The sequence below is a fragment of the Sphingomonas kyeonggiensis genome (assembly GCF_014204495.1).
GTDB lineage: Bacteria > Pseudomonadota > Alphaproteobacteria > Sphingomonadales > Sphingomonadaceae > Sphingomonas > Sphingomonas kyeonggiensis_A.
The window spans coordinates 623,056-648,738 of sequence record NZ_JACHLN010000001.1 but is presented as its reverse complement, the minus strand read 5'-3'; the positions used below and the strand labels follow the sequence as shown (position 1 = coordinate 648,738).

Here is a 25,683-nt window from a genome sequence, read left to right as displayed (position 1 = left end):
CCCAGGATCCAATTTGGGCGATGTAGGCTATGGCGAGCGCGGAAACAAATGCGGAAGCGCTGGCGCTGCAGGCACTTGTCTGGACCCTGGGCGACGAATCGCGGGCCCGGCGCCTGCTCGACCTGACCGGGCTCGAACCTTCGGACCTGCGCGCGCGGGCCGGCGACGCGGTGGTGCTCGCCGCCACCCTGTCCTTCCTCGAATCGTACGAGCCCGACCTTGTCGCCTGCGCCGAGGCACTCGAAATAAGCCCCGAACAACTGGTCGCCGCCCGGGCGATACTGGAACGTGCATGAAACCGCTGCTGATCACCGATTGCGATGAAGTCCTGCTCCACATGGTCCGCCATTTCGGCACCTGGCTGGGGGAGGCGCATGATATCGACTTCACTCCCGATGGCGCCGATTTCGCCAATTCGATGCGCCGGCGCAGCGATTCGGCGGTGATCCAGCGCGAGGAGATGTGGGGCCTGCTCGACGGCTTCTTCCCCGCCGAGATGGAGCGCCAGACGCTGGTGCCGCATGCCCGCGAGGCGCTGGCCGCGCTTTCGGAGCGCGCCAATATCGTCGTGCTGACCAACCTCCAGGATCATTGCCGCGAGCATCGTATCGCTCAGCTGGCGACTCACGGCATCGCGCACCGGGTGGAGTGCAACCAGGGCGGCAAGGGCTCGCCCGTCGCGAGGCTGATCGAGGAATTCGCGCCCACGGTCGCCGTGTTCGTCGATGATCTTGCCGTGCACCACGAATCGGTGGCGAAGCATGCGCCCGAGGTGTTCCGCCTGCACATGGTCGCCGAGCCGAGCCTGGCGCCCAGCGTCGTGCCGGCAGCACATGCCCATGCCCGAATCGACGACTGGCTGGTGGCGCGCGACTGGATCGAGGCGCGCTTCGACGCAGGCTTGACCGCCGACGCGGCGAGTGGTTGAGCAGGGCCCATGACCACGCATGTCGCCCGCAAGCTCGAAGAGCTTGGCCTCGCCCTTCCCGAAGCCGCGGCACCGGTTGCCGCCTATGTGCCGGTGGTGGAGGCGAATGGCCTGCTCCACATCTCCGGCCAGCTTCCCTTCAAGGACGGCGCGCTGATGGCCGGCCGGCTGGGCGAGGATCGCGACCTGGCATTCGGTACCGAGGCCGCGCAGCGCTGTGCCCTGATGCTCGTCGCGCAGATCCAGAAGTATCTGGACGGTGACATCTCGCGGGTCGAGCGAATCGTGAAGCTCGGCGTGTTCGTGAACTCGGCGGCCGATTTCACCGACCAGCCCAAGGTCGCCAATGGCGCTTCGGAGCTGATGCAGGCGCTGTTCGGCGATGCCGGCAAGCATGCCCGCAGCGCGGTGGGCGTGCCCACCCTGCCGCTTGGTGCGGCGGTCGAAGTGGACGCGATCGTCCAGATTCGCTGATTTTACCGTAGCTTGGCATAAGGCCTGCCCGCTCGCGCGGGTGGGCCTTTTTCATGTGCGCTCGGCCGCCTGTTGCTGGTCAGCAACAGTTCGTCACGATCCCGTGACGGAACAGCAATTAATGTTGTGCGGTGCAGCGGCGCCCGTCTAGAAACAAGGCGTACCCGCAAGCAGCGCAGGCTCTCGAGCCGCATGACGCCGCACCGGGCGCAGCAGGCGGGAACCCTTTTGAATAAACGGGAAGGGTATTCCATGCGCTACACCATGATCAGCCTCGCCGCTCTTGCGGCAGCTGTCGCAGCCACCCCCGCGATGGCCCAGGATCAGACCGATCCGGCGCCCGCCGTGACGATCAGCGGCAGCGTCGCCGTCGTCAGCGACTACAAGTTCCGCGGCATCTCGCAGACCGACGGCAATTTCGCCGTGCAGGGTGGCATCACCATCAGCCACGCATCGGGCTTCTATGTCTCGGCCTGGGGCTCGTCGATCGATGACTATGTCACCGTGCACGGCACCGCCCATCAGGAACTCGACCTGATCGCCGGCTACAAGCACGCCTTCGACGGCGGCGTCACCGTCGACGTCGGCGCGCTCTACTATGTCTATCCGGGCACGCGTCCGGGCTTCACCGGCGACAAGAGCGCTTCGGACTTCATCGAGCCCTATGCCTCGGTCTCCTATGCGATCGGCCCGGTCACCGGGAAGGTCACCGGCAACTACGCGCCGAAGCAGAAGGCGCTGGCGATCGATCAGGGCCAGACCGGTCTCCTGAAGAAGGAAGACAATTTCTACCTGGCCGGCGACCTTTCGGTCGCGATCCCGAAGACGCCGATCGGCCTCACCGCCCATCTCGGCCACACCTGGGGTCCGAGCTGGCTTTCGGGTCCGACCGACGAATATACCGACTGGGGCGTGGGCGCGACCTTCACCTACAAGTCGCTCACCTTCGGTGTGAACTATGTCGACACCGACACGACCTTCATCACGCCGAGCAGCAAGGATGCGGCCAAGGGCGGCATCCTCGGCTCGGTGAGCGTCGCCTTCTAATTCGGTTGGGGGGAAGGGGAGCGCCCCGCGCGCTCCCCGCCATAGGGAAAGGCCGGCCTGCAGGGGGATGCAGGCCGGCCTTTCTTGTTTCGTGCGCTTGAGGAGCAGTGCCGCTTATTGCGGCGTGCTGGCCTTGGCATCCTTGCCGTCGCCTTCCGGCGCAGCGACGATGTCGCGGGTGGTGGTGCCCTTGTCGACCACGCTGGTGCCCGGGCTGCCCGCGGTCGAGCGCGCGCCGACATCGGCGCCGGTGCTGCCCGACTGGTCCATGACTGCCTGCTCGCCGGGGCTGCGCGCCGCCGAGCCGCCGAACATCGCGTCGAGCGCCTGGTTGGCCGGATTGCCTTCCTGCGGACGCGGAGCGCCCGGCTGCGGCGGCACCAGCGCGAAATCGGGCGGGATCACCAGCGGCGCCTGGCGGGCGACGGCGAACTCGTCGGGACGCGCCCGGTCATAACCCTTCTTGCCGCAAGCGGAGAGCGAGGCCGCAAGCGCGATCGCGCTCACGATGGTAACGGTCTTACGCATTGACTTCATTCTCCACAGCGGCCGGGCTTTCGCCTGCGGCCTTATCGCGCACGAGGAGCGCGCGGATCAACAGGATCAGCACGCCGATGGTAATCGCCGCATCGGCGACGTTGAAGACCAAAAACGGGCGCCATGTCCCGAAATGCAGGTCGGCGAAATCGACGACGAAGCCGAGCCGGGCCCGGTCGAGGATGTTGCCGAGCGCACCGCCCAGCACCATGCCGAGCGCGCAGACATCGGGCAGCTTCTTCTCGCGGAACATCCACCAGATCACGCCCGCGGCGATCGCGCCGGTGAGCAGCACCAGCATCCAGCGCGTCGCATCGCTGTTCGCGGCGAACAGGCCGAGCGACACGCCGATATTGGCGACGAAGCGCAGGTCGAAGATCGGCAGCACTTCCTGGACATGGTTGAGCCCGTCCAGGCCGAGCTTCTGCTGGATCAGGGTCTGGACGAACGCCAGGTCGACTCCGAGCGCGCGCACGACCAGCAGCTTCGTCACCTGATCGATGACGAAAACAAGGGCCGCCACGGCGAAGCCGATTCCACGAGTCACGTTCATTCCACCACCCCGGCACAGCGGTCGCACAAGGCGCCGTCCTGCGCAACTTCCGGGAGATGCCGCCAACAGCGGCCGCATTTATGGCGCTGGGTGGGCACGACCGTGACCGCGTCCCCTTTGCTCACCTTCGAGACGATGAACAGCTCGGCGAGATCGGCTTCCGATGCCGGCAGCACCGGCACGGTCACTTCGGCCTCGAGGCTCGAGCGCACCTGCTTCTCGCGGCGATAGGGCTCGATCGCCTCGGTCACCTGCTGGCGGAGCTGGCGGATCGCGGTCCAGTCGCTCTCGACCGAGGCGCCTTCCGGCAGCACCGGCCATTCGAGCATGTGCACCGATTCGTCCTCGCTCGGGAAGCGGGCCTGCCACACTTCCTCGGCGGTGAAGGCCAGCACCGGCGCCGCATAGCGGACCAGCGCGTGGAACAGCACATCGAGAACGGTGCGATAGGCACGGCGCTTGGCCGAGCTTTCCGCCTCGCAATAGAGGCAATCCTTGCGGATATCGAAGAAGAAGGCCGACAGGTCTTCGTTCATGAAATCCGTCAGGGCGCGGCTGTAGCGGTTGAATTCGAAACCGTCAGCGGCGCTGCGCAGTTCCGCGTCCAAATCGGCGAGTTTGGCGAGGATATAGCGCTCCAGCTCGGGCATTTCGGCCACGGGCAGGCGTTCCGTCTCGCTAAACCCGTCGAGCGCGCCGAGCAGGTAGCGGAAGGTGTTCCGGATCTTGCGATAGGCATCGCCGGTGCCGGCAAGCACTTCCTTGCCGATGCGGACGTCCTCGAAATAATCGGTCTGCGCGACCCAGAGGCGCAGGATGTCCGCGCCGCTCTCGTCGATGATCTTGAGCGGATCGACGACGTTGCCGAGCGACTTCGACATCTTGCGGCCATTGCCGTCGAGCGCGAAGCCATGCGTCAGCACCGCGTCATAGGGCGCCCGGCCGCGCGTGCCCGAGCTTTCGAGCAGCGACGACTGGAACCAGCCGCGATGCTGGTCCGAACCCTCGAGATAGAGATCGGCACGGGTGCCCACGCCGTAGCGCGCCTCGATCACGAAGCTGTGGGTCGAGCCCGAATCGAACCAGACGTCGAGGATGTCGGTGATCACCTCATAGTGCGCGAGATCATATTTCTCGCCCAGCAGCTGCTGGTGATCGGCCTGGAACCAGGCGTCGGCCCCGCCGGTCTCGAAGGCATTGAGGATGCGGGCGTTGACCTCCGGATCGCGGAGATACTCGCCGGTCTGGCGGTGGACATAGAGCGCGATCGGCACGCCCCAGGCGCGCTGGCGGCTGATCACCCAGTCCGGGCGCCCCTCGACCATCGCGCGGATGCGGTTCTGCGCCTTTTCCGGCACCCAGCGGGTGTTCTCGATCGCATCGAGCGCGATGCCGCGCAGCGTGGCGCCGTTCGATGCGGCGCCCTCGCGCGATTCGTCGTCCCAGCTCGTGTCGTGGGTCGCGCCGCTCGGACGGTCCATCGGGATGAACCACTGCGGCGTGCAGCGGAAGATCACCTTGGCCTTTGAGCGCCAGCTGTGCGGATAGCTGTGGGTGAAGTCGTCCGAGGCGGCGAGCAGCGCGCCCGCTTCGCGCAGATCGGTGCAGATCGGGCCGTCCGAGGCGGTGAACTTCTTGTTGATCACCGATCCCTGGCCACCGAGCCACAGCCAGTCCGGCCGGTACATGCCTGCCGCATCGACCGCGAACACCGGATCGATGCCATTGGCCTTGCAGAGCAGGAAGTCGTCCTCGCCGTGGTCGGGCGCCATATGGACGAGGCCCGTACCCGCGTCTGTGGTGACGAAGTCGCCGGCGAGCAGCGGACGCGGCTTGGCGAAGAAGCCGCCAAGCTTGTGCATGGGGTGGCGGGCGATGGCGCCGGCGAGCTGCGAGCCCTTGATGGGATCACTCAGGATGCGATCCAGCACGAGAGCTCCTTGCCCGGTAGGCAGGTCAATGTGCTTGCGTGCTTCGGTCTCAAAACGGCGAACGAATGACTCGATGAGCTCCGCCGCAATTAGATAGCGCCCGGCCAGAGCAGGGTGCTCAAAGGCCTTGATGTCTTCAATGGTGGAGGCAGTTGCCGAGATCAGCTTCGGTGAGAATTCAAGCGTAACATACTCAACCTCCGGCCCGTACGCCAAAGCCTGGTTCACCGGGATCGTCCACGGGGTGGTCGTCCAGATCACTGCATGCGCGCCGACCAGCTCGGGCGCGTTGGGCGCTTCGACGATCTCGAACGCCACGTCGATCTGCGTCGAGGTGATGTCCTCATACTCAACCTCGGCCTCGGCCAGCGCGGTCTTCTCGACCGGTGACCACATCACCGGCTTGGCACCGCGATAGAGCTGGCCGCTCTCGGCGAACTTGAGCAGCTCGCCGGCGATGATCGCCTCGCTCTCATAGTTCATCGTGAGGTACGGGTTGGTCCAGTCGCCCATCACGCCCAGCCGCTCGAACTGCTCGCGCTGCACGCCGACCCATTTCTCGGCATAGGCGCGGCATTCGGCGCGGAAGGCGACGGGGTCGACTTCGTCCTTGTTGAGCTTCTTGGCGCGATAGGCCTCTTCGACCTTCCACTCGATCGGCAGGCCATGGCAATCCCAGCCCGGGATATAGGGCGCGTCCTTGCCCATCAGGCTCTGCGAGCGGACGATGATGTCCTTGAGGACCTTGTTCATCGCATGGCCCATGTGAATGTCGCCATTCGCATAGGGCGGGCCATCGTGCAGGATGAAGCGGGTGCGGCCGGCACGCTGCGCGCGCAGCTTGTCGTACAGCCCGATCTTCGCCCAGCGATCGAGGATGGCAGGCTCCTTCTGGGCGAGGCCTGCCTTCATGGGGAACTCGGTCTTCGGAAGGAAGACGGTGTCGCGGTAGTCTTTTTCGTCGCTCATGAGTGCGCGGGAATTAGAGGAAGCCGCGCTCCATGCAAAGCAGATGTTGCGCGTGCGCTTAACCACCAATTTGGGGAACCCCGCCGGGCTTCGCGAGTCCCCTTTGCATGAACATTCCGGTCCAGAGCGTCGCTGGGCCCGGAGGCGGTGACGAGATTGCCGATCTGGCCGGGCATTATCTGCTGCTCCCCGAGGCGGAGGGGCTGGCACGGATCGACACGGAGATCGCCGCGGCCACCGACGAATCGCGCTGGGACGACCTCAGCAAATGGCACCGGGTGCGCTTCCGGCTGATCCGGTTGCACCAGCTGGCAGTGCGCGATTCGCGCTAGCCCAGCAGTTCCCGCGCCTTTGCCGCGTCGGCGTCGATCTGCGCCTTGAGAGCATCGAGCGAATCGAACTTCGCTTCGGGGCGGAGATAGTCGATCAGCTGGACCTCGATGGTCTGGCCGTAGAGATCGCCCGAGAAATCGAAGAAATAGGGCTCGAGCAGCTCGACCGGCGGCTCGAAGGTCGGGCGGATGCCCAGGCTGGCGACGCCGCCGACCACACGTCCGTCGGGCAGCCGTCCGCGCACCGCATAGATACCGTAGGCGGGGCGCAGATAGTTGGCGAGGCTGAGGTTCGCGGTCGGGAAGCCGAGCGTGCGGCCGACCTGGTCGCCATGCTGGACAATGCCCTCGATCGCGAAGGGGCGGGTGAGCAGCCGGCCGGCATCGGCCGGCCGGCCCTCGCGGAGATGGTCGCGGATGCGGCTCGACGAGACGGTCTCGCCGTCGAGCTGCACGGGCGCCACCGTCTCGGCCGAGAAGCCGAGTTCGGCGCCGAGCGCGGCGAGGGTCGACACATCGCCCTCGCGGCCCTTGCCGAAGGTGAAGTCGCCGCCGGTGACGACGCCGCCGGCACCGATCCAGTCGACCAGCCGCTCCTCGGCAAAGCCGCGCGCGCTGAGCGCCGCCAGCTCGGCGTTGAACGGAAAGACCAGCATGGCATCGACACCGGCTTCGGCGAGCAGGCGCTGGCGCTGGTCCATCGTGGTCAGGCGGAACCAGGGGCTGTCCGGGCGGAAATAGCGCTGGGGGTGCGGATCGAAGGTGCCGACGATCGCCGGCCGCCCTTCGGCACGCGCACGCGCTACCGCATGGCCCACCACCGCCTGATGCCCCAGGTGAAATCCGTCGAAATTGCCGAGCGCGACGATCGCACCCCGATAGCGGGGCGGGACTGCCGAGCCGCCGTCAAGCCGCTCCATCAGGCGGGCTATAGGGAGGGGCGGCAGGTTCCGAAAGCCCCGGCGCATCCCGGAGCGGTTCACGGCGCCACAGCCAGGCCGCGAAGGCGCTGAGCGCCCCGACCGCGAGGAAGAACGACCAGGGCGATGCCAGCGCGAACTGATCGGCGCCCGGCTGGCCATAGGAGAAGAGCAGGGCGGTGGGCGAGGCGAACAGGATTCCGGCCAGCACCCAGGCGACCAGCGAATCGAAGAGCGGCACTGCCCGTGCGGCCTCGGTCAGGCACCAGACCATCAGCGCCGCCGTGGGGAGTGCCACCAGCGTGGCGATGGCGAGCACGGCCGGTGCCGCCGAAAGGGCCATCGCCGGCGACGATGGCCCGACGGAGAGGGCCAGGAGGGCGATCGCGATGCCGCCGGCGGCGATCACGCCGGTGATCGTGCCCGCCAGGATCGCCTGGATTCGGGTGGCGCGGTGCCGCATCGCTTCACGTCCCCGGCACGATTCCCGCGCGGAGTACGCGCAGGACATTGCCGCCCATCACCTTGCGGATCTCGTCGGGTGACAGGCCGGCATCGAGCAGGCCGCCGGTGATCGCGATCAGCTGCGACGAATCCCAGCCGGTGGTCACCGCGCCGTCGAAATCGGAGCCCAGGCCGACATGATCGATGCCGACGAGCTGGCGCACGTGCAGGATCGCGCGGACGACATTGGCCGGCTCGGTACCGCACACCGCCGCGTCCCAGTAACCGATGCCGACCACGCCGCCGGTGCGCGCGACACCCTTGATCTCCTCGTCGGTCAGGTTGCGGTTGACCTTGCACGTCGCCTGCACGCCGCCATGGCTGGAGACGACCGGGCGCTTTGCCAGCCTGAGGATCTCGGCGACCGATTCGTGGCTCGAATGGGCGATGTCGACGATCATGCCGAGCTGTTCCATCCGCGCGAGCACCTGGCGACCGAGCGGAGTGAGCCCGCCCTTCTTCATCCCGTGCATCGATCCGGCGACGTCATTGTCGAAGAAATGCGCGAGGCCGGCCATGCGGAAGCCTGCGGCGTGGAGCTTGTCGAGATTGCCAAGCTGGCCCTCCAGGTCCTGCAGCCCCTCGATCGAGAGCATGCCGCCGACCACCTTCCTGCCCGCCGCGCGATCGGCGAGCAGCTGGTCGAGCTCCTGCGGATTGTGGATCACCCGCAGCTTGCCGTTCGAACCGGCGGCGGCGCGATCGAGCTTGCGGGCATGGAACAGCGAGCGCTCGAGCAGCGAGGTCCAGGTCTTGGGCGGCTGGAGCTGGGCGATGGTCAGCAGGGTGATGTTGTCGGTGTCGCCCGAATTGGCGTCGTAATTCTGGTGCTTCGGCGTCTTGGTGACCGAGGAGAAGACCTGGAGCGCGACATTGCCCTCGAGCAGCCGGGGCAGGTCGACCTGGCCGGTATTCGAGCGCTCGAGCAGGCTGCGGTTCCACATCAGCGTGTCGGCATGCATGTCGGCGATCTGCAGCGAGGCGTGGAGCTTCTTCACCGCGTCGCTTGGGCGCACAAGCTTCGTCGGCACCACCTTGTTCATGCTGCCTTCGACGATCCCCGGGGCGAAGCCGAAAAAGCCGACCGCGGCCAGCACGAGGACGATGAGCACGCCCCAGAGGATCTTCTTCTTCATCCTGCCCGCTCCAATGTCACGAAGCTGTAGGCAGGGCGCCCCGCTTCTTGCTCGAAATCCTCGCGCGCAACTTCGCGCCATTCAACCCCGAAAGCGGGGACATGCGCATCCCCTTCCGGGGAAGCATGGACTTCGGTCAGCTCGATCCGGTCGGGCGCGAACAGCGCGAAGACCTCCGCGCCGCCGATCACCGCGACGTCGCCGGGGCCCGCGAGCGCCAGCGCTTCCTCGGGCGAATGGACGACTTCGGCACCCTCGGCCTGCCAGGCGCGATCGCGGGTCAGCACGATATGGCGGCGGCCGGGCAGGGGTGCGGGAAAACTCTCGAAGGTCTTGCGTCCCATGATCATCGGCTTGCCCATCGTCTGCGCCTTGAAGCGCCTGAGATCGGCGGGCAGGTGCCAGGGCAGCTGGTTGTCGACGCCGATCACACCATTGTCGGCACGGGCGAGATGGAAGGAAATCACCTGCATCCGGCGACAGAAGCAGATGCGGTCCGGCATGGGAACCCGTCATGCTGAACTTGTTTCAGCATCCAGCGCGCTACGGGCGCCGGCTTCCCAAGCGGAGGGTTGGACCCTGAAACAAGTTCAGGGTGACGATTTCTCCTAAACCGCCACCGGCGCCTTGATATGCGGCTGGGCGACGTAGTCGTGGATCACGAAGTCCTCATATTCATAGGCATCGATCGAGCCCGGGTCGCGCAGGATCTCCAGCCGCGGGATCGGGCCGGGGGTGCGGCTCAACTGCTCGCGGGCCTGGTCGAGGTGATTCGAATAGAGGTGGCAGTCGCCGCCGGTCCACACGAAGTCGCCGACCTCGAGCCCCGCCTGCTGGGCGAGGAGATGGGTGAGCAGCGCGTAGCTGGCGATGTTGAACGGCACGCCGAGGAAGATGTCGGCCGAGCGCTGGTAGAGCTGGAGGCTCAGCTTGCCGTTCGCGACATGGCACTGGAACAGGCAGTGGCAGGGCGCGAGCGCCATCGCGTGGAGCTCGCCGGGGTTCCAGGCCGAGACGACCATGCGGCGCGAGCCGGGATTGGTCTTCAGCGTCTCGATCAACTCCTTGATCTGGTCGATATGGCGGCCGTCCGCCGCTTCCCAGTCGCGCCACTGCTTGCCGTAGACGGGGCCGAGATCGCCATTCTCGTCGGCCCATTCGTCCCAGATGCTGACCTTGCGCTCCTGCAGCCACTTCACATTGGTGTCGCCGCGCAGGAACCACAGCAGCTCGATCAGGATCGAGCGCAGGTGCAGCTTCTTGGTGGTGAGCAGCGGGAAGCCCTGCGACAGGTCGAAGCGCATCTGGTGGCCGAACACGCTCAGCGTGCCGGTGCCGGTGCGGTCCATCTGCTCGGCGCCGGTGTCGAGCGCACGGGCCATCAAATCGAGGTACTGCTGCATGGGCACAGCCTAGCCCTGCCTCCGCGCGAGGCCAAGCGGGCGAGACACATCCATTGTGGAGAAACCACACCTCTCCGCCACGGTCCGTTCCGGAGCCGGTCGCGCTTCGGGCGGAGGCGGCGCGGTGGCAGCCGGTCGCGATGCTGTTCGGTGCCGACAATCCGCCCCTGCGCCTGCCCGATATCGAAGCGGCGCAGGCGCTGTTCGCGCCGCTGGCGGGCGAGCGGGTGGAAGTGATGGCCTTCGCCTATCTCGACCGGGCCCAGCAGGTGCTGGGCATGCGCCATGCCCGCTCGGCCCGGCGCGACCAGCTCAGCCTGCCGATCCGCGACATCGCGGCGGATGCGATCGCCTTCCATGCCTTTGCGGTGGTGATGGCGCACAACCATCCGAGCGGCGATCCCACCCCGAGCCGCGCCGATCGCGAGGCGACCGACCGGCTCGCCCGCGCGCTCGATACGCTGGGGGTGCGGCTGCTCGATCACCTGGTGGTCGCCGCAAACGGCATCACCAGCTTCCGCAGCCTAGGGTTCCTTTGATTCTTCCTTGGGCAGCACCGCCGGCGTCGCGGTCTTGCCGCTCTTGCAGGCGCGGATCGCACTCGGCTCGGGACGCTCGCCCTTCGCCTCGAAGATCGCGATATAGCCGCCCGCCGAGGGCATCGGCTTCATCGAGACCAGCGCATAGCCGACCGCGGCGAACTCGCATTTGAGCAGCTCGGGCGGGGTGCCATGGTCCTGGGTCGGGCGATCGGCATCGACCACCACCGCCTGGCCGCCCGGGGCCAGCGCGGGGCGCAGTCGCCACAGGAACTCGTACGGGCTCTCGATCTCATGGTACATGTGGACCATGAGTACCCGGTCGAAGCTGTTCTCGGGCAGGCGCGGATCGGCGGGCAGGCCCAGGCGGACGCTGACATTGTCGAGCTTCTCGCGCAGCACGCGGGTCGCCAGATAGTCGCGCGTCTCGGGGACGATGTCCTCGGCGACGACGCGGCCCTTGTCGCCGACGCGCGCCGCCAGGCGGACGGTATAATAGCCTTCGCCCGCGCCGATATCGGCCACGGTCATGTCCGGCTTGATGCCGGCCAGGTCCATCACCTGGCCCGCTTCGTTCAGCCGGTCGCGCGCTTCCTCGGTCGACCAGCGCGGCGAGAGGATGCCGGCCACCGGCCGGTCGGCGGCGGGGAAGCCGCTATTGGCCGCGGGGGTGCCCTGTTCCTTGTTGTCGATCGCCACCGGCGCGCCGCTGCACGCCGCCAGCATCAGTCCCAGGAACAGCGCGGGGCCGCGTCTCAATCGACATCCTCCACTTCGACCGTCTCGCCGGTCACCCGCTGGGATAGCGCGGCGGCCATGAACGCGTCGAGGTCCCCATCGAGCACATCCGAGGGCGCAGTGGAAGTAACGCCCGTGCGCAGGTCCTTAACCAGCTGATATGGCTGGAGCACATAGGAGCGGATCTGGTGCCCCCAGCCGATATCGGTCTTGGTGGCGTTGGTCGCGTTGGCCGCGGCCTCGCGCTCGGCCAGCTCGCGCTCGTAGAGGCGGGCGCGCAGCTGGTTATAGGCCTCGGCCTTGTTCTTGTGCTGCGAGCGCTGGTTCTGGCACTGCACCACGATGCCGGTCGGCAAGTGGGTGATGCGCACCGCCGAATCGGTGGTGTTGATGTGCTGGCCGCCCGCGCCCGAGGCGCGATAGGTGTCGATGCGCAGTTCGCTCTCGTTGATCTCGACCACGATATTGTCGTCGATCACCGGATAGACCCAGATCGAGGAGAAGCTGGTGTGACGACGCGCGGCGCTGTCATAGGGGCTGATGCGGACCAGGCGGTGCACGCCGCTCTCGGTCTTCGCATAGCCATAGGCGTTCTCGCCCTTCACCAGCAACGTCGCCGACTTGATGCCCGCCTGCTCGCCGGCATGATAGTCGATCAGCTCGACCTTGAGGCCGTGGCGCTCCGCCCAGCGCGTGTACATGCGCTGGAGCATGCCCGCCCAGTCGTTGCTCTCGGTGCCGCCGGCGCCCGAGTTGATCTCGATATAGGTGTCGTTGGCATCGGCCTCGCCCGAGAGCAGGGCCATGACCTTGTCCTTCTCGGCGCGCGCGGCGAGCGCGGCAAGGCTGGCGGTGCCTTCGACCGCCATGTCCTCGTCGCCCTCGGCCTCGGCCATCTCGATCAGCTCGGCGGTGTCGTTGAGCTCGGTCTCGATCGCGCGCGTGGCGGTGATCGATTCGTCGAGCCGGCGACGCTCGCGCATCACGTCCTGGGCCTTTTTGGCATCGTTCCACAGGGTCGGGTCCTCGACGCGCGCATTGAGCTCGTCGAGCCGGCGCAGCGCGCGGTCCCAATCGAGGAACCGGCGGAGCAGCGCGAGCGACTCCTTGATGTTGTCGACATGAGCCTGCGCTTCGGCGCGCATGAGAAGTACCTTTCGAACCTAATTCTTCGTCATCCCCGCGAAGGCGGGGATCCAGGGTAACAGAGCCGCGTCCTGCTTGGCTCTGGATCCCCGCCTTCGCGGGGATGACGGGTATATAGTTACGCCCGCTAGTAGATTCCGCCCTCGCGTTGCAAGAAGTCGCTGTCGCCTTCCTGCTTCTTGGGGGCGGCCTTCTTCTCGACGGCCTTGGCCTCGGGCTGTTCTTCCTGGTCGCGGCGGCCGCGGCGCTGGTCGGTCTCGGGCTTGAATGCTTCCCAGATCACGCCCGAAAGCGGATCGCTCGACGGCCAGGCGCCGGTCACCGGCTTGCCGCTGGCGCGGTCGATGCGGACCATGCGGATGCCCTGCGGCGCGGTGAAGGGGACCTTCTCCATGCCTTCGAAGGCGGGGATGGCGAACTGCTTGAAGATCGGCGCGGCGATCGAGCCGCCCTGGGCATAGCCGCCCAGGTTGGTCGGCGTGTCATAGCCGATATAGAGACCGCCGATCATCTGCGGCGTGCCGCCGACGAACCAGACGTCGGTCGGGCCCGAGGTGGTGCCGGTCTTGCCCATCATCGGGCGGCCCAGGTCGCGCAGTACCGTGGCGGTGCCGCGCTGGACGACGCCCTCGGCGATATGGACCATCTGATAGGCGGAGAGCGGATCGAGCACCTGCTTGGCGCGGGTGACCGGGCGCGGCATCGCGCCGCCCTTCCAGTCGGGCGCGTTGCAGCCTTCGCACGGGCGCCAGTTCTCCGGCCACACCACCGCGCCCTTCCGGTTCTGGACGAAGTCGATCAGCGACGGGTTGAGCGCCCGGCCGTGGTTCACCAGGATCGAATAGGCATTGACCATGCGGGTCACGGTCGTCTCGCCGGCGCCCAGCGCGTAGCTGAGATAGGGCGGGAATTTCTGTCGCGACACGCCGATCCGCTGCATCAGGTCGACGACGTGATCCATGCCGGTCTGGTTGGCGATCTGCACCGTCATCAGGTTGCGCGACTGCTCGATGCCCCAGCGCAGCGTCTTGGGGCCGGCGCCGCGGGCATTGCCGAAGTTGCGGAAGCACTTCTGGCCGAGGCTGGCCCCCTGCCACACGCAGAACGGGCCATCGACCACGATCGAGGCGGGGGTCATGCCCTGCTCGAGCGCGGCGGCATAGACGATCGGCTTGATCGTCGAGCCCGGCTGGCGCTGCGCCTGGGTGGCGCGGTTGAAGCTCTGGATGCGCGAATCGAAGCCGCCCTGCATGGCGAGGATGCGCCCGGTGCGCGGATCCTCGACCACCATGCCGCCCGAAACCTTGGGGACCGAGCGCAGTGCGTACTGGCCGTTCGCTTCCGGCGCCACCGCGACGATGTCGCCCGGCTTGAACGCATCGAACGCCTGGCCGCCCTTGCCGCGCACCGGCATGGTCGCGGCCCATTTGGGCAGCGTGCCGGTCGAGCCGTCGTCGAAGCCGATCTGCCAGCTGTCGCCGGTGCGATCGATCAGCACGCCCGCGCGCCAATTCTCGTAGTCGAGGCCGATATTGGTGTTGAGGAACGACTGGAGCCAGCTCTTGCCGATATCCGCATGGCCGATCGGCCCGGACCAGCCACGGCCGCGGTCATAGCGCAGCAGGCCGTCGCGCAGGGCCTTCTGGGCATATTCCTGCAGCTTGGGATCGAGCGAGGTGCGCACCCACAGGCCGCCCGAATAGACGCTGTAGGGGCCGGTCTCGTTGGTCTCGCCGAACTTGTCGATCAGCTGGCGGCGCACTTCCTCGGTGAAATAGCCGCCGACGCGCTCGAACTTCGGCGTCTGGCGCGGCACGGTGCCGAGCGGCGAGGCGACCGCCGAATCATGCTGGGCCTGGTCGATGAAGCCGTTCTCGAGCATCTGCCCGAGCACCCAGTTGCGGCGATCGAGCGCGCGCTGGGTGTGGCGTTCGGGATCATAGTTGGACGGGCCCTTGGGCAGGATCGCCAGATAGGCCATCTGCGGCAGGGTCAGCTGGTCGAGCTCCTTGCCGAAATAGGCCTGGCTCGCCGCCTCGACACCGCCGGCGTTGCGCCCCAGCTCGATCGAGTTGAGGTACAGCTCCATGATCTGCTGCTTGGTGAGCACGTCTTCCATGCGCCAGGCGAGGATGCCCTCCTTGGCCTTGCGCAGGTAGCTCGTCTCGTTGCCGACCAGCAGGTTCTTGGCGACCTGCTGGGTGATCGTCGAGGTGCCGCGCGGCGTGGAGCCGCTGACCAGTCCCTGGAAGGCCGCGCGGACCAGGCCGGGGAAATCGACGCCGTGATGCTCGAAGAAGGTCTTGTCCTCGGCGGACATGTACGCTTCGACCAGCAGCTTGGGATATTCGGGGAAGCTCAGCTGCACGCGGCGCTCGCGGGCATAGCTGTAGATCGGCAGGCCCTCGGCCGAGCGGACATTGGTCGGCAGCGGCGGCTCATAGTTCTTCAGCGTGTCGACCGACGGCAGGTTGCGCGCGATGAACAGCCAGACAAGGAACACGAACAGGCCGGAGAGCAGGGCGAGCACCGCGAGAATCCGGAACCACCAGCGGTGGCGGACGCGACCGAACAGCCCCTTGAAGCCTCCGATCTCGCGCTTGATGCGCATCTTTACGCTGGAAGTGGTGGAACCGTCGGACATGCGGCTCGCGGTTTAGCAGGATTGGCCGGGGAAGGAAGCCGGGAGTCTGGCGGCTCGCCGCACGCCCCTGCCGTGGAGGGGAATTGCCCGCGATTGCCCCAAAACGGGTTTATTCCCAATGTGAAACCACTTCCCCTCGTACCCGCCTATAATGAGGGCACAAGGGGATTGAGGAGATGGTTTCACCGAGAAGCTAAAGTCCGTGACGCCATGCGCGTCGCGAAGTGGATTTCCACGGCCTTGCGCACGCTCTGCGCCACTTTCCTGCGGCCTTCGTCCGAGGCGAGGAATGCGGCGTCGGATTCGTTCGAGATATAGCCCGTCTCGAACAGGATCGACGGCATGTCCGGTGCCTTGAGCACCATCAGCGACGCCATGCGGTGGAAGTTCGCCTTGATCGGGATCAGCGGCTGGGCCTCGCGGCCGAGCAGCCGGGCGAAGCCCGCCGATGCGTTCATCGTCTCGCGCTGGGTGAGGTCGATGAGGATCGAGGAGATATCCGGATTCTGCGTGCCGAGGTCGACGCCGGCGATGATGTCGGCCTTGTTCTCGCGCGCCGCCAGCCGGGCCGCTTCCTTGTCGGACGCGACTTCGGACAGGGTGTAGACGGTCGCGCCGGAGGCATCGCCATTGCCGGCGCTGTCGCAGTGCACGGAGATGAACAGGTCCGCGCCCAGCTTGCGGGCAAGGCCATAGCGTTCCTGGAGGACCAGGAAGCGATCGTCCTCGCGGGTGAGCGCCACGCGCACCCGGCCCGAGGCGAGCAGCGCGTCCTTGATCGCCAGCGCGGTCTTGAGCGTGAGGTCCTTCTCGCGCAGGCCGCTCGCGCCGATCGCGCCGGGGTCGTGCCCGCCATGGCCGGCATCGATCACGACGAGCGGACGGTCCGCCTCGCCATAGACGCGCGGCAGTGCGGCCGGCGGCGCGCGCCGTGGCAACGCGATCGTCTCGCTGTAGCGGCTGTGGCCCGCGGGCTGCACATAGGAGAAGGGCGGCAGGAAGCTCATCCGGCGCTCGGCGGCGGCACGGGCGAACTGCGCGTCGTCCACGGTGCGCAGCTGGAGCGTGAGCGTGCGGCCGTCGTTGCCGAAGCGGCCCTCGGTCACGATCGCCGGGCGTGCCAGGTCGAGCACAATGCGCGCGCCCTCGGCGCCTTGCGAGCCCTGTCGGATGCTCGTCACCGGCCCTTCGGCATAGGCGCGATCACCCGGCTCGGCGCCCTTGGCGTCCAGCACGATACGCTGTGGTCCAGCGAGCATGAAAGCGCTTGCCTGGGAAACGGGTGCGTCAAACCTGACGATCACCCGGTCGCCCTTCACGCGCACTTCCTGCACGACGCCCGCCCAGCTGGGGACTCCGGTCAACCAGCCGGAGAGCAAGGCGAGCAGGAACAGCACCCTGACGCTATGCCGCGCCGGGGCTCTGGGGGTCCAGCCCAAAACCATAGATTGATACTCTGAGTTACGCGTCTGCCCTGACGAGACCGGACTAGAGGGCGCGCCTCAAATCGCCGTGAAATTGTGCGGTTAATTTTGGATTCGGCATATTTTTGCCGGCAAGGCGGCAAGGGCTTGCCGGTCTGTTTGCCGTTTTTAGCCAAGGTTGCCGCGCCGTTACGGTAATGCTAGGCAGCATTGTCCCGGCCCTTGCGCCGGACCTTTCTCGCGGCCACATCTTGTCGCGACAGTTCAGGTTGACGCTCACATGAGGCAATTTCCGCAACGTCTGCACCGATTGGCCGAACCGGCCGGTCGCGTGATGGCGGCGGAGCCTGCGGACCACCGGTTCGCGCGTGCCCTGCGAGCAGCAGCAGTTTTCGAAACCCGCGAGACCGCAGCCGGCCAATCCGCCGGCCAGGGCCGCATTGTATGTCGCGCGCCTGCGCGAGCCCTCCGCATCAAAAGTCCAGAGGGCTGGGGCCGGCGCGCCCGGAGAATCATAAATGACCATGCGTATGCTGATCGACGCACGCCACCGGGAGGAAACCCGCGTGGCCGTCGTCAAGGGAAGCCGAATCGAGGAGTTTGATTTCGAGTCCGCCGAGCGCAAGCAGCTCAAGGGCAATATCTATCTGGCCAAGGTGACCCGCGTGGAGCCGTCGCTCCAGGCGGCGTTCGTGGATTACGGTGGCAATCGCCACGGCTTCCTGGCCTTTAGCGAAATCCATCCCGACTATTACCAGATCCCCAAGGAAGATCGCGAAGCGCTGCTCCGCGAGGAAGCCGAGCATGCGGCCGAGGAAGCCGCGCTGCGCGCCGAGGAGGATGGCGACGACGATCACGATCACGACCATGACGACGAAGGCGGCGTGGAAGTGCTCGAGCGTCCGGTCGACGACGAGGACGGCGAAGGCGAGAGCGATGCCGAAGCCGGCGAAGGCGAGGAAGCTCGTGAAGGCGGCCGTTCGCGCAAGCGCCGCGGCAAGGGCAATGGCGGCGAGGACAGCCCGGCCGAGGCCCTGCGCCAGCGCCGCATGAACCTGCGCCGCCGCTACAAGATCCAGGACGTGATCCGCCGCCGCCAGGTGCTGCTGGTCCAGGTCGTCAAGGAAGAGCGCGGCAACAAGGGCGCGGCCCTCACCACCTATCTCAGCCTTGCCGGCCGCTACTGCGTGCTGATGCCGAACACCGCGCATGGCGGCGGCATCTCGCGCAAGATCTCGTCGGCTGCCGATCGCAAGCGCCTCAAGGGCATCATGGCGGACCTCAAGCTGCCGCCGACGATGGGCTGCATCGTCCGCACCGCGGGCCTCCAGCGCACCAAGGTCGAGATCAAGCGCGACTTCGACTATCTGGCGCGCCTGTGGGACGGCATCCGCGAGGAGACGCTCAAGTCGACCGCGCCGGCGCTGGTCTATGGCGATTCGGATCTGCTCAAGCGCGCGATCCGCGACATCTATAATCGCGACATCGACGAAGTGATCGTCGAGGGCGAGGACGGCTATCGCCAGGCCAAGGACTTCATGAAGCTCCTGATGCCGAGCCACGCCAAGAAGGTGAAGCAGTACGCCGACGCGGTGCCGCTGTTCCAGCGCGCCGGCGTCGAGGACCAGCTCTCGGCGATGTACAACCCGGTCGTCCAGCTGAAGTCGGGCGGCTATCTGGTCATCAACCCGACCGAAGCGCTCGTCTCGATCGACATCAACTCGGGCCGCTCGACGCGCGAGCACAATATCGAGCAGACCGCGACTGCGACCAACCTCGAAGCGGCGCACGAGATCGCCCGCCAGCTGCGCCTGCGCGACATGGCCGGGCTGGTCGTGATCGACTTCATCGACATGGATCATGGCTCGAACGTCCGTAAGGTCGAGAAGGCGATGAAGGAGGCGCTGAAGAACGATCGCGCCCGCATCCAGGTCGGCCGCATCTCGGCCTTCGGCCTGATGGAAATGAGCCGCCAGCGCCTGCGCACCGGCGTGCTCGAGGCGTCGACCGTGCAGTGCCCGCATTGCGAAGGCACCGGCCTGGTCCGCACCGCCTCGTCGGCCGGCCTGTCCGCGCTGCGCATGATCGAGGACGAGGCCGCTCGCGGCCGCGGCTCGGTGATCACGCTGCGCGCCAGCCAGGAAGCGGCCTTCTACGTGCTCAACAAGAAGCGCGCCGACATCGCCGAGATCGAGGACCGCTACGGCGTGACCGTCGAGATCCTGTCGGATGGCGAGCTCGAGGGCGCGCGCATGTCGGTCGAATGCTCCGGCCCGCCGCCGGCGCACGCGCCGAAGTTCGAGAAGCTGATCGAAGAGCCCGAGGACGACGACTACGTCGAGGAGATCGACGAGGAGGAAGAGGAGCTCGAGGAAGAGGCCGAAGCCGGCAATCGTCGCGAAGGCCGCGGCGAGCGCCGCGAACGCGACGAGGATGGCGAGGGCCGTGGCAAGCGCCGCCGCCGCCGCCGTGGCCGCGGTCGTGGCCGTCGCGAGGAAGGCGAGGGCACCGAGGGTGAGGCCGAGGCCGGCGAGGAAGTCGAAGCCGAAGGCGAAGCTGTCGAGGGCGAGGAAGTCTCCGCTGCCGCCGAGGGTGAAGGCCGTGAAGGCAACCGCAAGCGTCGCCGTCGTGGCCGTCGCGGCGGTCGTCGTGGCGACCGCGCCGAGGGTGGCGAGGGCGCCGAGGACGGCGGCGAAGACGTGACCGAGGCTGAGGCCGAAGTCGCCGAGCCGGCCGAAGTCGCGCCGGAGCCGGCCGTCGAGGAAGCCGCTCCCGCCAAGCCGAAGCGGACCCGCAAGAAGAAGGTGGAAGCTGTCGAGGCCGAAGCCGCGCCTGCGGTCGCAGCTCCGGTCGAGGTCGTGGCCGAGCCGGTCGCCGAGGAAGCTCCCGCCAAGCCGAAGCGGACCCGCAAGAAGAAGGTCGAGGCTGTCGAGGCCGAAGCCGCGCCCGCGGTCGAAGCTCCGGTGGAAGTCGTCGCCGAGCCGGTCGCCGAGGAGGCAGCGCCGGCCAAGCCGAAGCGGACCCGCAAGAAGAAGGTCGAGGCCGTCGAGGCGGAACCCGCCCCGGCAGTCGAAGCCGCCCCGGTCGCCGAGCAGGCCGCGCCGGCGGAGTCGACCGCGGAGGCTGATGCCGAAGCGGAAGGCGAAGGCGAAGGTGAGGACGGCACGCCGCGTCGCGGCTGGTGGCAGCGCACCTTCGGCGCCTGATCCGAGGGACTGAAAAAAGGGGCGTCGGTCCGACAGGGACCGGCGCCCTTTTTCATGACTTCACACGCGGTTCATCGAGCCGCTGGCACGGCCAATGCCATTGATCGCCGGCGGAATTCGGAGGATACGAGGCCCCATGAAGCGCATCCTCGCCCTGCTCTCGGCCGCCTTGCTGCTCTGGGTCCAGCCGGCTGTCGCCCAGTCGGTCCTGCGCGACGCCGAGACCGAGGCGCTGCTCAACGACATGGCCAAGCCGCTGTTCCTCGCGGCCGGCCTTTCGCCCGCCAACGGCAAGGTCGTGCTGATCCAGGATAGCTCGATCAACGCCTTCGTTGCCGGCGGCCAGATCGTCTATGTCCATTCGGGGCTGATCGACGCGGCCGACAGCGCCAATGAGGTGCAGGGCGTGATCGCGCACGAAATCGGCCATATCGTCGGCGGCCATGCCGTGTTCCAGAATGACGGCGGCTACACCAACATCTCGATCCTCAGCCTGCTGCTCGGCGTCGCGGCGATGGCGGCGGGCAGCGGCGAGGCCGGCACCGGCATCCTGATGGCCGGCCAGCGCGCCGCTATCGGCAAGTATCTCGCGTTCAGCCGCGTCCAGGAAAGCTCGGCCGACGCCGCCGGCGCCCGGTTCATCAACAGCGCCGGGATCAGCGGCAAGGGCATGCTGAGCTTCTTCAACAAGCTCACCGCCCAGATGCACCGCTACGGCTATTACAGCACCAATCCCGAGGTCGATCCCTTCGCCCAGACCCACCCGATGTCGCAGGACCGCGTCGAGACGCTCAAGGCGGACCTGATGAACGCGCCGAGCTGGAACAAGCCGCTCGACCAGGATCTCGAGCGCCGCTTCAAGCGCGTCCAGGCCAAGCTGCGCGGCTATGTCAGCGATCCCAAGGACACGCTGACCAAATATCCGACGAGCGACCAGTCCGTGCAGGCGCATTATGCCCGCGCCTATGCCTATCACAAATCGGGCTATCCCGAGCAGGCGGCCGCGGAGACCCAGGCGCTGGTCAAGGCCGCGCCGAAGGATCCCTATTTCCTCGAGCTCGAAGGGCAGATCATGCTCGAATCGGGCGATCCCAGGGGTGCGATCGTGCCCCTGCGCGAGGCGACGTCGCTGTCGGGCAACCAGCCGCTGATCGCCGCCACGCTCGGCCACGCGCTGCTCGCCACCGAGGACAAGGCCAATCTGGAAGAAGCCGAGCGCGTGCTCAAGACGGCGGTGGCGCGCGACAATGACAATCCCTTTGCCTGGATGAACCTGGGCACGGTCTATGATCGCAAGGGCGACGAGCCGCGCACCGCGCTGGCTACTGCGGAACGCGCGCATCTGATGGGCGATGTCGGCACGGCGCTGATGAGCTCGCGCGCGGCGATGTCGGGCCTGCCCCAGGGCTCGGCCGACTGGGTGCGCGCGCAGGACCTCAACATGGTCTCGCAGACCGCCTGGGACGAAATCCGGAAAAAGAAGAAGGACCGATAGAGGCAATGATCGAACGGCTTCTGCGGTCGCCGCTGGCGCTGGCCGGCGCGTTCGTGCTGTGCGCGCTGCTCGGCGCGGGCATTTTCGCGGGCATCCAGGCGCTGGTCCCCGGAATGGGCGCGCGCGGCGCCAGCGAACGCGCGATTCACGACTGGGTACTCGCCCATCCCGAAGTGCTTCTCGAATCCGTCGAGCGCTACAACCAGAAGCAGAGCGCCAATGCCGAAAAGGCCCAGGCCGATGCGGCGGCGGCGGCCGAGAAGCTCCTCCCCGCCGAGCGGCCGAAGCTTGAGGCGCCCTATGCCGGCGCCTGGGCGGGCAACCCGAACGGCGACGTCACGCTGGTCGCCTTCATGGACTATGCCTGTGGCTATTGCCGCGCCAGCCTGCCGGCGATCGAGGAACTGCTGAAGCGCGATCCCAATGTGAAGGTCGTCTACCGCGAATATCCGGTGCTGGGACCGGACAGCCTGGTCGCGGCGCGCTGGGCGCTGGCCGCGGCCGAGCAGGGCAAGTTCCGCGCCTTCCACGACGCGCTGTTCGCGATGGACGGGCCGAGCGCCGCCAATGTCGAGGCGGCCGCCGGCAAGGCCGGCCTCGACATGGCCAAGGCCAGGCAGGTCATCGCATCGAAGGCGGTCGAGGGCGAGATCATCGCCAACCACAAGTTCGGCCAGAGGCTGGCGATGACCGGCACGCCGAGCTGGGTGGTCGGCGGCAAGCTGCTCTACGGCATGCGCGACTATGCCGGCCTCGCGGCAGCGGTGGCCGAGGCGCGGAAGAAGTGACATCATAAATCCTCCCCGGCCTCGCCGGGGAGGATCTAAAGTCATCCGATTTTTGTACCGACCGGTTGCCGCGCCGCATTGCCGTGCCTAATTAGCGGGTCCTTTCCCGGCCGGGGGCATCATGACATCCATTCTTTCGATAAACGGCGTGAGCAAGACCTATGGCTCAGGCCACAAGGCGCTCGATCATGTCGACCTGGAGATCCGCCGCGGCGAGATCTTCGCGCTGCTCGGGCCGAATGGCGCGGGCAAGACCACGCTGATCTCGATCATCTGCGGCATCGTCACGCCGAGCACCGGCACGATCCTGGTCGACGGGCATGACGCGATCCGTTCCCCGCGCGAGGCGCGCTCGAGGATCGGGCTGGTGCCGCAGGAGATCGCGGTCGATATGTTCTCCACCGTCGGCAGCGCGCTGCGCTTCTCGCGCGGCCTGTTCGGCAAGGCGCCGAACCAGGACTATTGCGACCAGATCCTCAAGGATCTGTCGCTGTGGGACAAGCGCGACGCCAAGATCATGGAGCTGTCGGGCGGCATGAAGCGCCGCGTGATGATCGCGAAGGCGCTGTCGCACGAGCCCGACATCCTGTTCCTCGACGAGCCCACTGCCGGTGTCGACGTGTCGCTCCGCCGCGACATGTGGAAGATGATCGGCAAGCTGCGCGAGCGCGGCGTCACGATCATCCTGACCACCCATTATATCGAGGAGGCCGAGGAAATGGCCGACCGGGTGGGCGTGATCAACAAGGGCCGGCTGCTGCTGGTCGAGGACAAGGCCGAGCTGATGAAGAAGCTCGGCAAGCGTGAGCTCGATCTTTCGCTGGTCGAGCCCATGACCGCGATCCCGGCGGGCCTCGAGGAATGGCACCTCAGCCTTGAGGATGAAGGCACGCGGCTGCGCTACACCTTCGATGCCCAGGCCGAGCGCACGGGCATTCCCTCGCTGCTGCGCAAGCTCGGCGAGATGGGCATCGCGTTCAAGGATCTCGATACCTCCAAGTCGAGCCTTGAGGATATCTTCGTCGGGCTGGTCGAACAGCGCGAAACCTCCAACGAGGGAGCCGCGGCATGACCGGCATCAACTTCCACGGCATCTGGGCGATCTACAAGTTCGAGATGGCGCGCACGCTGCGCACGCTCTGGCAGTCGATCGCTACTCCGGTGATCACCACTTCGCTCTATTTCATCGTGTTCGGCGCCGGCATGGGCAGCCGCATCGCCGACATCAACGGCGTCACCTATGGCAGCTTCATCGTGCCCGGGCTGATCATGCTGTCGCTGCTCACCCAGAGCGTCGCCAATGCCTCGATCGGCATCTATTTCCCCAAGTTCACCGGTACCGTGTTCGAGCTGCTCTCGGCGCCGATCTCGGCGGTCGAGCTGGTGGTTGGCTTCGTTGGCGCTGCGGCGACCAAGTCGATGGTGATCGGCCTGATCATCCTGCTCACCTCAGGGCTGTTCGTGCCGCTGCGCGTCGATCATCCGCTGGCGATGCTTGCCTTCCTGCTGCTCACCTCGATCAGCTTCTCGATGTTCGGCTTCATCATCGGCATCTGGGCCAAGGGCTTCGAGCAATTGAACGTGGTGCCGGCGCTGATCCTGACGCCGCTGACCTTCCTGGGCGGCAGCTTCTATCCGCTGAGCTTCCTTCCCGAGCCGTGGCGCACGGTCAGCCTGTTCAATCCGGTGGCCTATCTGATCAGCGGCTTCCGCTGGGCCTTCTTCGGCGATGTCGGCGATATCGACGTGCGCTGGAGCCTCGGGTTCGTCGCGGCTTTCCTTGCGCTGTGCCTTGGGCTTATCGTGACGATCTTCCGCACCGGCTACAGGCTCAAGAACTGATGCAACCCTTCCCGCTCGACATCTTCACCGAGCCCGAGGACGTCGATCCGCACACCCTCGCCAACCTCGGTCCCCTTGCGCCGCTCGCCGGCCGCTGGGAGGGGAAGAAGGGCATCGACCTGAACCCCAAGGCCGAGGGGCCGGAACGGCGCGAGTTCATCGAGCGGATCGAGTGCGTGCCGATCGACCCGCAGGCCAACGGGCCGCAGCTCTTCTACGGGCTGCGCTATCATATCCACATCACCACCGAGGAAGAGGACATCACCTTCCACGACCAGGTGGGATATTGGCTGTGGGAGCCGGCTACCGGCCTGATCCTGCAGACGCTGGCGATTCCGCGCGGCCAGGTGTTGCTTGCCAGCGGCAAGGGCGCTGCGGGCGACAGGACGATCCATGTCGAGGCGAAGCGCGGGCAGACCAGCTACGGCATCTGCTCGACCGACTTCCTCGAATATGCCTTCCGCACCGACGCCTATACGATCGACATCGCCTTCGCCGAGGATGGTGGCTGGAGCTACGACATCCACACCACGCTCGAAGTGAAGGGGCAGGGGCCGTTCGATCATCACGACCGCAACACCCTGCATCGGGTCGGCGTGGCGAAGCCGAATCCCTGGGTGCAGATCCTCGCGGCCAGGGGCGAGGCGGCCGCCTAGGCCTCCAGCGCGTCGAGGTTCGCCAGCACGCGTTGCATCAGCCCGACCAGCGTCGCCACCTCCGCCTCGGAAAGCCCGGCGGTGGCGTCGCGATTGCCCTCCTCCAGGACCTTGCGTCCGGCAGGCAGCTTGGCACGGGCCTCCTCGGTCAGCGACACCAGGCTGCTGCGCCGGTCGCGTGGATCGGGCTCGCGCCGGACGATGCCGCCGCGTTCCATCCGCGCCAGCAATTGCGCCATGGTCGGCTGCTCGACCTTGGCCCAGCGCGCCAGTTCGCCCTGCGACCTCGCCGAGCCGTCGCGTAGAGCAGTCAGCACCGGCAACTGGGCCGTGGCGAAGCCCAGCGGCTTCAACCGCGAGTCACCGATCCGCGCCATCGCCCGCGCGATCCGGCTGAAATAATGGCCCGGCATATGCGTCTCGGCGGTGAAGTCGACGGGCATTGAATAGCATCCTATGTTTAATGTATAG

At 66.8% G+C, this 25,683-nt stretch carries 25 protein-coding genes; 12 read left to right on the top strand and 13 right to left on the bottom strand.

Features of this window, described 5'->3' with window-relative positions; genetic code table 11:
- Positions 1-29 precede the first annotated feature (29 nt).
- From HNP52_RS03125 to HNP52_RS03110, 4 genes are all read left to right on the top strand, one after another.
- Positions 30-296, top strand: coding sequence for a DUF3572 domain-containing protein (locus tag HNP52_RS03125; protein ID WP_184162350.1), 267 nt, complete (start codon positions 30-32; stop codon positions 294-296).
- Positions 293-928: an HAD family hydrolase gene (locus HNP52_RS03120; protein WP_184162347.1), complete on the top strand. Its 636-nt coding sequence runs from the start codon at positions 293-295 to the stop codon at positions 926-928. The genes HNP52_RS03125 and HNP52_RS03120 overlap by 4 nt, the downstream gene beginning before the upstream one ends.
- Positions 929-937: 9 nt before the next feature.
- Positions 938-1,402 (top strand): RidA family protein, encoded by a 465-nt coding sequence (locus HNP52_RS03115; RefSeq protein WP_184162344.1) that lies wholly within the window; start codon positions 938-940, stop codon positions 1,400-1,402.
- Between the two features lie 252 nt (positions 1,403-1,654).
- Positions 1,655-2,449, top strand: coding sequence for a TorF family putative porin (locus HNP52_RS03110; protein ID WP_184162341.1), 795 nt, complete (start codon positions 1,655-1,657; stop codon positions 2,447-2,449).
- A gap of 114 nt (positions 2,450-2,563) precedes the next feature.
- On the opposite strand, the gene HNP52_RS03105 is transcribed toward HNP52_RS03110, so the two are convergent.
- The 3 genes from HNP52_RS03105 to ileS are packed head-to-tail and all read right to left on the bottom strand — an operon-like array spanning position 2,564 to position 6,439.
- Complete coding sequence (locus HNP52_RS03105; RefSeq protein WP_184162338.1) at positions 2,564-2,977, bottom strand: DUF3035 domain-containing protein; 414 nt, start codon at positions 2,975-2,977, stop codon at positions 2,564-2,566.
- Positions 2,970-3,539 (bottom strand): signal peptidase II, encoded by a 570-nt coding sequence (lspA, locus tag HNP52_RS03100; protein WP_184162335.1) that lies wholly within the window; start codon positions 3,537-3,539, stop codon positions 2,970-2,972. The genes HNP52_RS03105 and lspA overlap by 8 nt, the downstream gene beginning before the upstream one ends.
- On the bottom strand, positions 3,536-6,439 hold the full coding sequence (gene ileS / locus HNP52_RS03095) for an isoleucine--tRNA ligase (RefSeq protein WP_184162332.1): 2,904 nt from the start codon (positions 6,437-6,439) through the stop codon (positions 3,536-3,538). Before ileS ends, lspA begins: the two co-directional genes overlap by 4 nt.
- Positions 6,440-6,546: 107 nt before the next feature.
- Between ileS and HNP52_RS03090 the strand changes: the two genes are divergently transcribed.
- The gene (locus tag HNP52_RS03090) at positions 6,547-6,771 is read left to right on the top strand and encodes a hypothetical protein (RefSeq protein WP_184162329.1); all 225 of its coding nucleotides are present in this window, start codon (positions 6,547-6,549) and stop codon (positions 6,769-6,771) included.
- Here the strand turns inward: HNP52_RS03090 and HNP52_RS03085 are convergent.
- The 5 genes from HNP52_RS03085 to HNP52_RS03065 all read right to left on the bottom strand — a co-directional run bounded on the left by HNP52_RS03085 (position 6,768) and on the right by HNP52_RS03065 (position 10,734).
- A complete protein-coding gene (locus HNP52_RS03085) occupies positions 6,768-7,691 on the bottom strand; it encodes a bifunctional riboflavin kinase/FAD synthetase (RefSeq protein ID WP_184162326.1) in 924 nt (307 codons plus the stop codon). The genes HNP52_RS03090 and HNP52_RS03085 overlap by 4 nt on opposite strands.
- Positions 7,678-8,154, bottom strand: coding sequence for a hypothetical protein (locus HNP52_RS03080; protein ID WP_184162323.1), 477 nt, complete (start codon positions 8,152-8,154; stop codon positions 7,678-7,680). Before HNP52_RS03080 ends, HNP52_RS03085 begins: the two co-directional genes overlap by 14 nt.
- Positions 8,155-8,158: 4 nt before the next feature.
- Positions 8,159-9,331: a dipeptidase gene (locus tag HNP52_RS03075; protein WP_184162320.1), complete on the bottom strand. Its 1,173-nt coding sequence runs from the start codon at positions 9,329-9,331 to the stop codon at positions 8,159-8,161.
- Entirely contained in the window at positions 9,328-9,798 is a 471-nt protein-coding gene (locus HNP52_RS03070; RefSeq protein WP_184164947.1) for a dihydrofolate reductase, read from the bottom strand. The genes HNP52_RS03075 and HNP52_RS03070 overlap by 4 nt, the downstream gene beginning before the upstream one ends.
- A 141-nt stretch (positions 9,799-9,939) precedes the next feature.
- Complete coding sequence (locus tag HNP52_RS03065; protein WP_184162318.1) at positions 9,940-10,734, bottom strand: thymidylate synthase; 795 nt, start codon at positions 10,732-10,734, stop codon at positions 9,940-9,942.
- Positions 10,735-10,874: 140 nt separating this feature from the next.
- Here HNP52_RS03065 and HNP52_RS03060 point away from each other — a divergent pair, with 140 nt between their 5' ends.
- Entirely contained in the window at positions 10,875-11,273 is a 399-nt protein-coding gene (locus HNP52_RS03060; protein WP_184162315.1) for a JAB domain-containing protein, read from the top strand.
- Here HNP52_RS03060 and HNP52_RS03055 read toward each other — a convergent pair.
- From HNP52_RS03055 to HNP52_RS03040, 4 genes are all read right to left on the bottom strand, one after another.
- Entirely contained in the window at positions 11,259-11,999 is a 741-nt protein-coding gene (locus tag HNP52_RS03055) for a class I SAM-dependent methyltransferase (protein WP_184164945.1), read from the bottom strand. The genes HNP52_RS03060 and HNP52_RS03055 overlap by 15 nt on opposite strands.
- 29 nt (positions 12,000-12,028) lie before the next feature.
- Positions 12,029-13,156 (bottom strand): peptide chain release factor 2, encoded by a 1,128-nt coding sequence (gene prfB / locus HNP52_RS03050; protein WP_184162311.1) that lies wholly within the window; start codon positions 13,154-13,156, stop codon positions 12,029-12,031.
- A 128-nt stretch (positions 13,157-13,284) separates the two neighbouring features.
- Positions 13,285-15,801 carry a penicillin-binding protein 1A gene (locus tag HNP52_RS03045; protein ID WP_184162308.1) on the bottom strand — a complete coding sequence of 839 codons (2,517 nt, stop codon included), beginning with the start codon at positions 15,799-15,801 and terminating at the stop codon, positions 13,285-13,287.
- Between the two features lie 182 nt (positions 15,802-15,983).
- The gene (locus HNP52_RS03040) at positions 15,984-17,246 is read right to left on the bottom strand and encodes an N-acetylmuramoyl-L-alanine amidase (RefSeq protein WP_184162305.1); all 1,263 of its coding nucleotides are present in this window, start codon (positions 17,244-17,246) and stop codon (positions 15,984-15,986) included.
- Positions 17,247-17,743: 497 nt separating this feature from the next.
- Between HNP52_RS03040 and HNP52_RS03035 the strand changes: the two genes are divergently transcribed.
- From HNP52_RS03035 to HNP52_RS03010, 6 genes are all read left to right on the top strand, one after another.
- Entirely contained in the window at positions 17,744-20,431 is a 2,688-nt protein-coding gene (locus tag HNP52_RS03035; protein WP_184162303.1) for a ribonuclease E/G, read from the top strand.
- Positions 20,432-20,567: 136 nt separating this feature from the next.
- Entirely contained in the window at positions 20,568-21,926 is a 1,359-nt protein-coding gene (locus HNP52_RS03030) for a M48 family metalloprotease (protein ID WP_184162300.1), read from the top strand.
- 5 nt (positions 21,927-21,931) lie between these two features.
- Positions 21,932-22,714: a DsbA family protein gene (locus HNP52_RS03025; protein ID WP_184162297.1), complete on the top strand. Its 783-nt coding sequence runs from the start codon at positions 21,932-21,934 to the stop codon at positions 22,712-22,714.
- A gap of 121 nt (positions 22,715-22,835) precedes the next feature.
- A complete protein-coding gene (locus HNP52_RS03020; protein WP_184162293.1) occupies positions 22,836-23,786 on the top strand; it encodes an ABC transporter ATP-binding protein in 951 nt (316 codons plus the stop codon).
- Entirely contained in the window at positions 23,783-24,556 is a 774-nt protein-coding gene (locus HNP52_RS03015) for an ABC transporter permease (RefSeq protein WP_184162290.1), read from the top strand. Before HNP52_RS03020 ends, HNP52_RS03015 begins: the two co-directional genes overlap by 4 nt.
- Positions 24,556-25,212 carry an FABP family protein gene (locus HNP52_RS03010; RefSeq protein ID WP_184162287.1) on the top strand — a complete coding sequence of 219 codons (657 nt, stop codon included), beginning with the start codon at positions 24,556-24,558 and terminating at the stop codon, positions 25,210-25,212. Before HNP52_RS03015 ends, HNP52_RS03010 begins: the two co-directional genes overlap by 1 nt.
- Here the strand turns inward: HNP52_RS03010 and HNP52_RS03005 are convergent.
- Complete coding sequence (locus tag HNP52_RS03005; protein WP_184162284.1) at positions 25,209-25,655, bottom strand: MarR family winged helix-turn-helix transcriptional regulator; 447 nt, start codon at positions 25,653-25,655, stop codon at positions 25,209-25,211. The genes HNP52_RS03010 and HNP52_RS03005 overlap by 4 nt on opposite strands.
- Positions 25,656-25,683: the final 28 nt, after the last annotated feature.

Coding starts and splice junctions, on each gene's coding strand:
- HNP52_RS03125 (WP_184162350.1), top strand. CDS start 30: ATGGCGAGCGCGGAAACAAATGCGGAAGCGCTGGCGCTGCAGGCACTT.
- HNP52_RS03015 (WP_184162290.1), top strand. CDS start 23,783: ATGACCGGCATCAACTTCCACGGCATCTGGGCGATCTACAAGTTCGAG.
- HNP52_RS03075 (WP_184162320.1), bottom strand. CDS start 9,331: ATGAAGAAGAAGATCCTCTGGGGCGTGCTCATCGTCCTCGTGCTGGCC.
- prfB (WP_184162311.1), bottom strand. CDS start 13,156: ATGCGCGCCGAAGCGCAGGCTCATGTCGACAACATCAAGGAGTCGCTC.
- HNP52_RS03045 (WP_184162308.1), bottom strand. CDS start 15,801: ATGTCCGACGGTTCCACCACTTCCAGCGTAAAGATGCGCATCAAGCGC.
- HNP52_RS03065 (WP_184162318.1), bottom strand. CDS start 10,734: ATGCAGCAGTACCTCGATTTGATGGCCCGTGCGCTCGACACCGGCGCC.
- HNP52_RS03005 (WP_184162284.1), bottom strand. CDS start 25,655: ATGCCCGTCGACTTCACCGCCGAGACGCATATGCCGGGCCATTATTTC.
- HNP52_RS03115 (WP_184162344.1), top strand. CDS start 938: ATGACCACGCATGTCGCCCGCAAGCTCGAAGAGCTTGGCCTCGCCCTT.
- HNP52_RS03060 (WP_184162315.1), top strand. CDS start 10,875: ATGCTGTTCGGTGCCGACAATCCGCCCCTGCGCCTGCCCGATATCGAA.
- HNP52_RS03120 (WP_184162347.1), top strand. CDS start 293: ATGAAACCGCTGCTGATCACCGATTGCGATGAAGTCCTGCTCCACATG.
- HNP52_RS03040 (WP_184162305.1), bottom strand. CDS start 17,246: ATGGTTTTGGGCTGGACCCCCAGAGCCCCGGCGCGGCATAGCGTCAGG.
- HNP52_RS03080 (WP_184162323.1), bottom strand. CDS start 8,154: ATGCGGCACCGCGCCACCCGAATCCAGGCGATCCTGGCGGGCACGATC.
- lspA (WP_184162335.1), bottom strand. CDS start 3,539: ATGAACGTGACTCGTGGAATCGGCTTCGCCGTGGCGGCCCTTGTTTTC.
- HNP52_RS03020 (WP_184162293.1), top strand. CDS start 22,836: ATGACATCCATTCTTTCGATAAACGGCGTGAGCAAGACCTATGGCTCA.
- HNP52_RS03105 (WP_184162338.1), bottom strand. CDS start 2,977: ATGCGTAAGACCGTTACCATCGTGAGCGCGATCGCGCTTGCGGCCTCG.
- HNP52_RS03085 (WP_184162326.1), bottom strand. CDS start 7,691: ATGGAGCGGCTTGACGGCGGCTCGGCAGTCCCGCCCCGCTATCGGGGT.
- HNP52_RS03030 (WP_184162300.1), top strand. CDS start 20,568: ATGAAGCGCATCCTCGCCCTGCTCTCGGCCGCCTTGCTGCTCTGGGTC.
- HNP52_RS03010 (WP_184162287.1), top strand. CDS start 24,556: ATGCAACCCTTCCCGCTCGACATCTTCACCGAGCCCGAGGACGTCGAT.
- ileS (WP_184162332.1), bottom strand. CDS start 6,439: ATGAGCGACGAAAAAGACTACCGCGACACCGTCTTCCTTCCGAAGACC.
- HNP52_RS03110 (WP_184162341.1), top strand. CDS start 1,655: ATGCGCTACACCATGATCAGCCTCGCCGCTCTTGCGGCAGCTGTCGCA.
- HNP52_RS03035 (WP_184162303.1), top strand. CDS start 17,744: ATGACCATGCGTATGCTGATCGACGCACGCCACCGGGAGGAAACCCGC.
- HNP52_RS03055 (WP_184164945.1), bottom strand. CDS start 11,999: ATGCTGGCGGCGTGCAGCGGCGCGCCGGTGGCGATCGACAACAAGGAA.
- HNP52_RS03090 (WP_184162329.1), top strand. CDS start 6,547: ATGAACATTCCGGTCCAGAGCGTCGCTGGGCCCGGAGGCGGTGACGAG.
- HNP52_RS03025 (WP_184162297.1), top strand. CDS start 21,932: ATGATCGAACGGCTTCTGCGGTCGCCGCTGGCGCTGGCCGGCGCGTTC.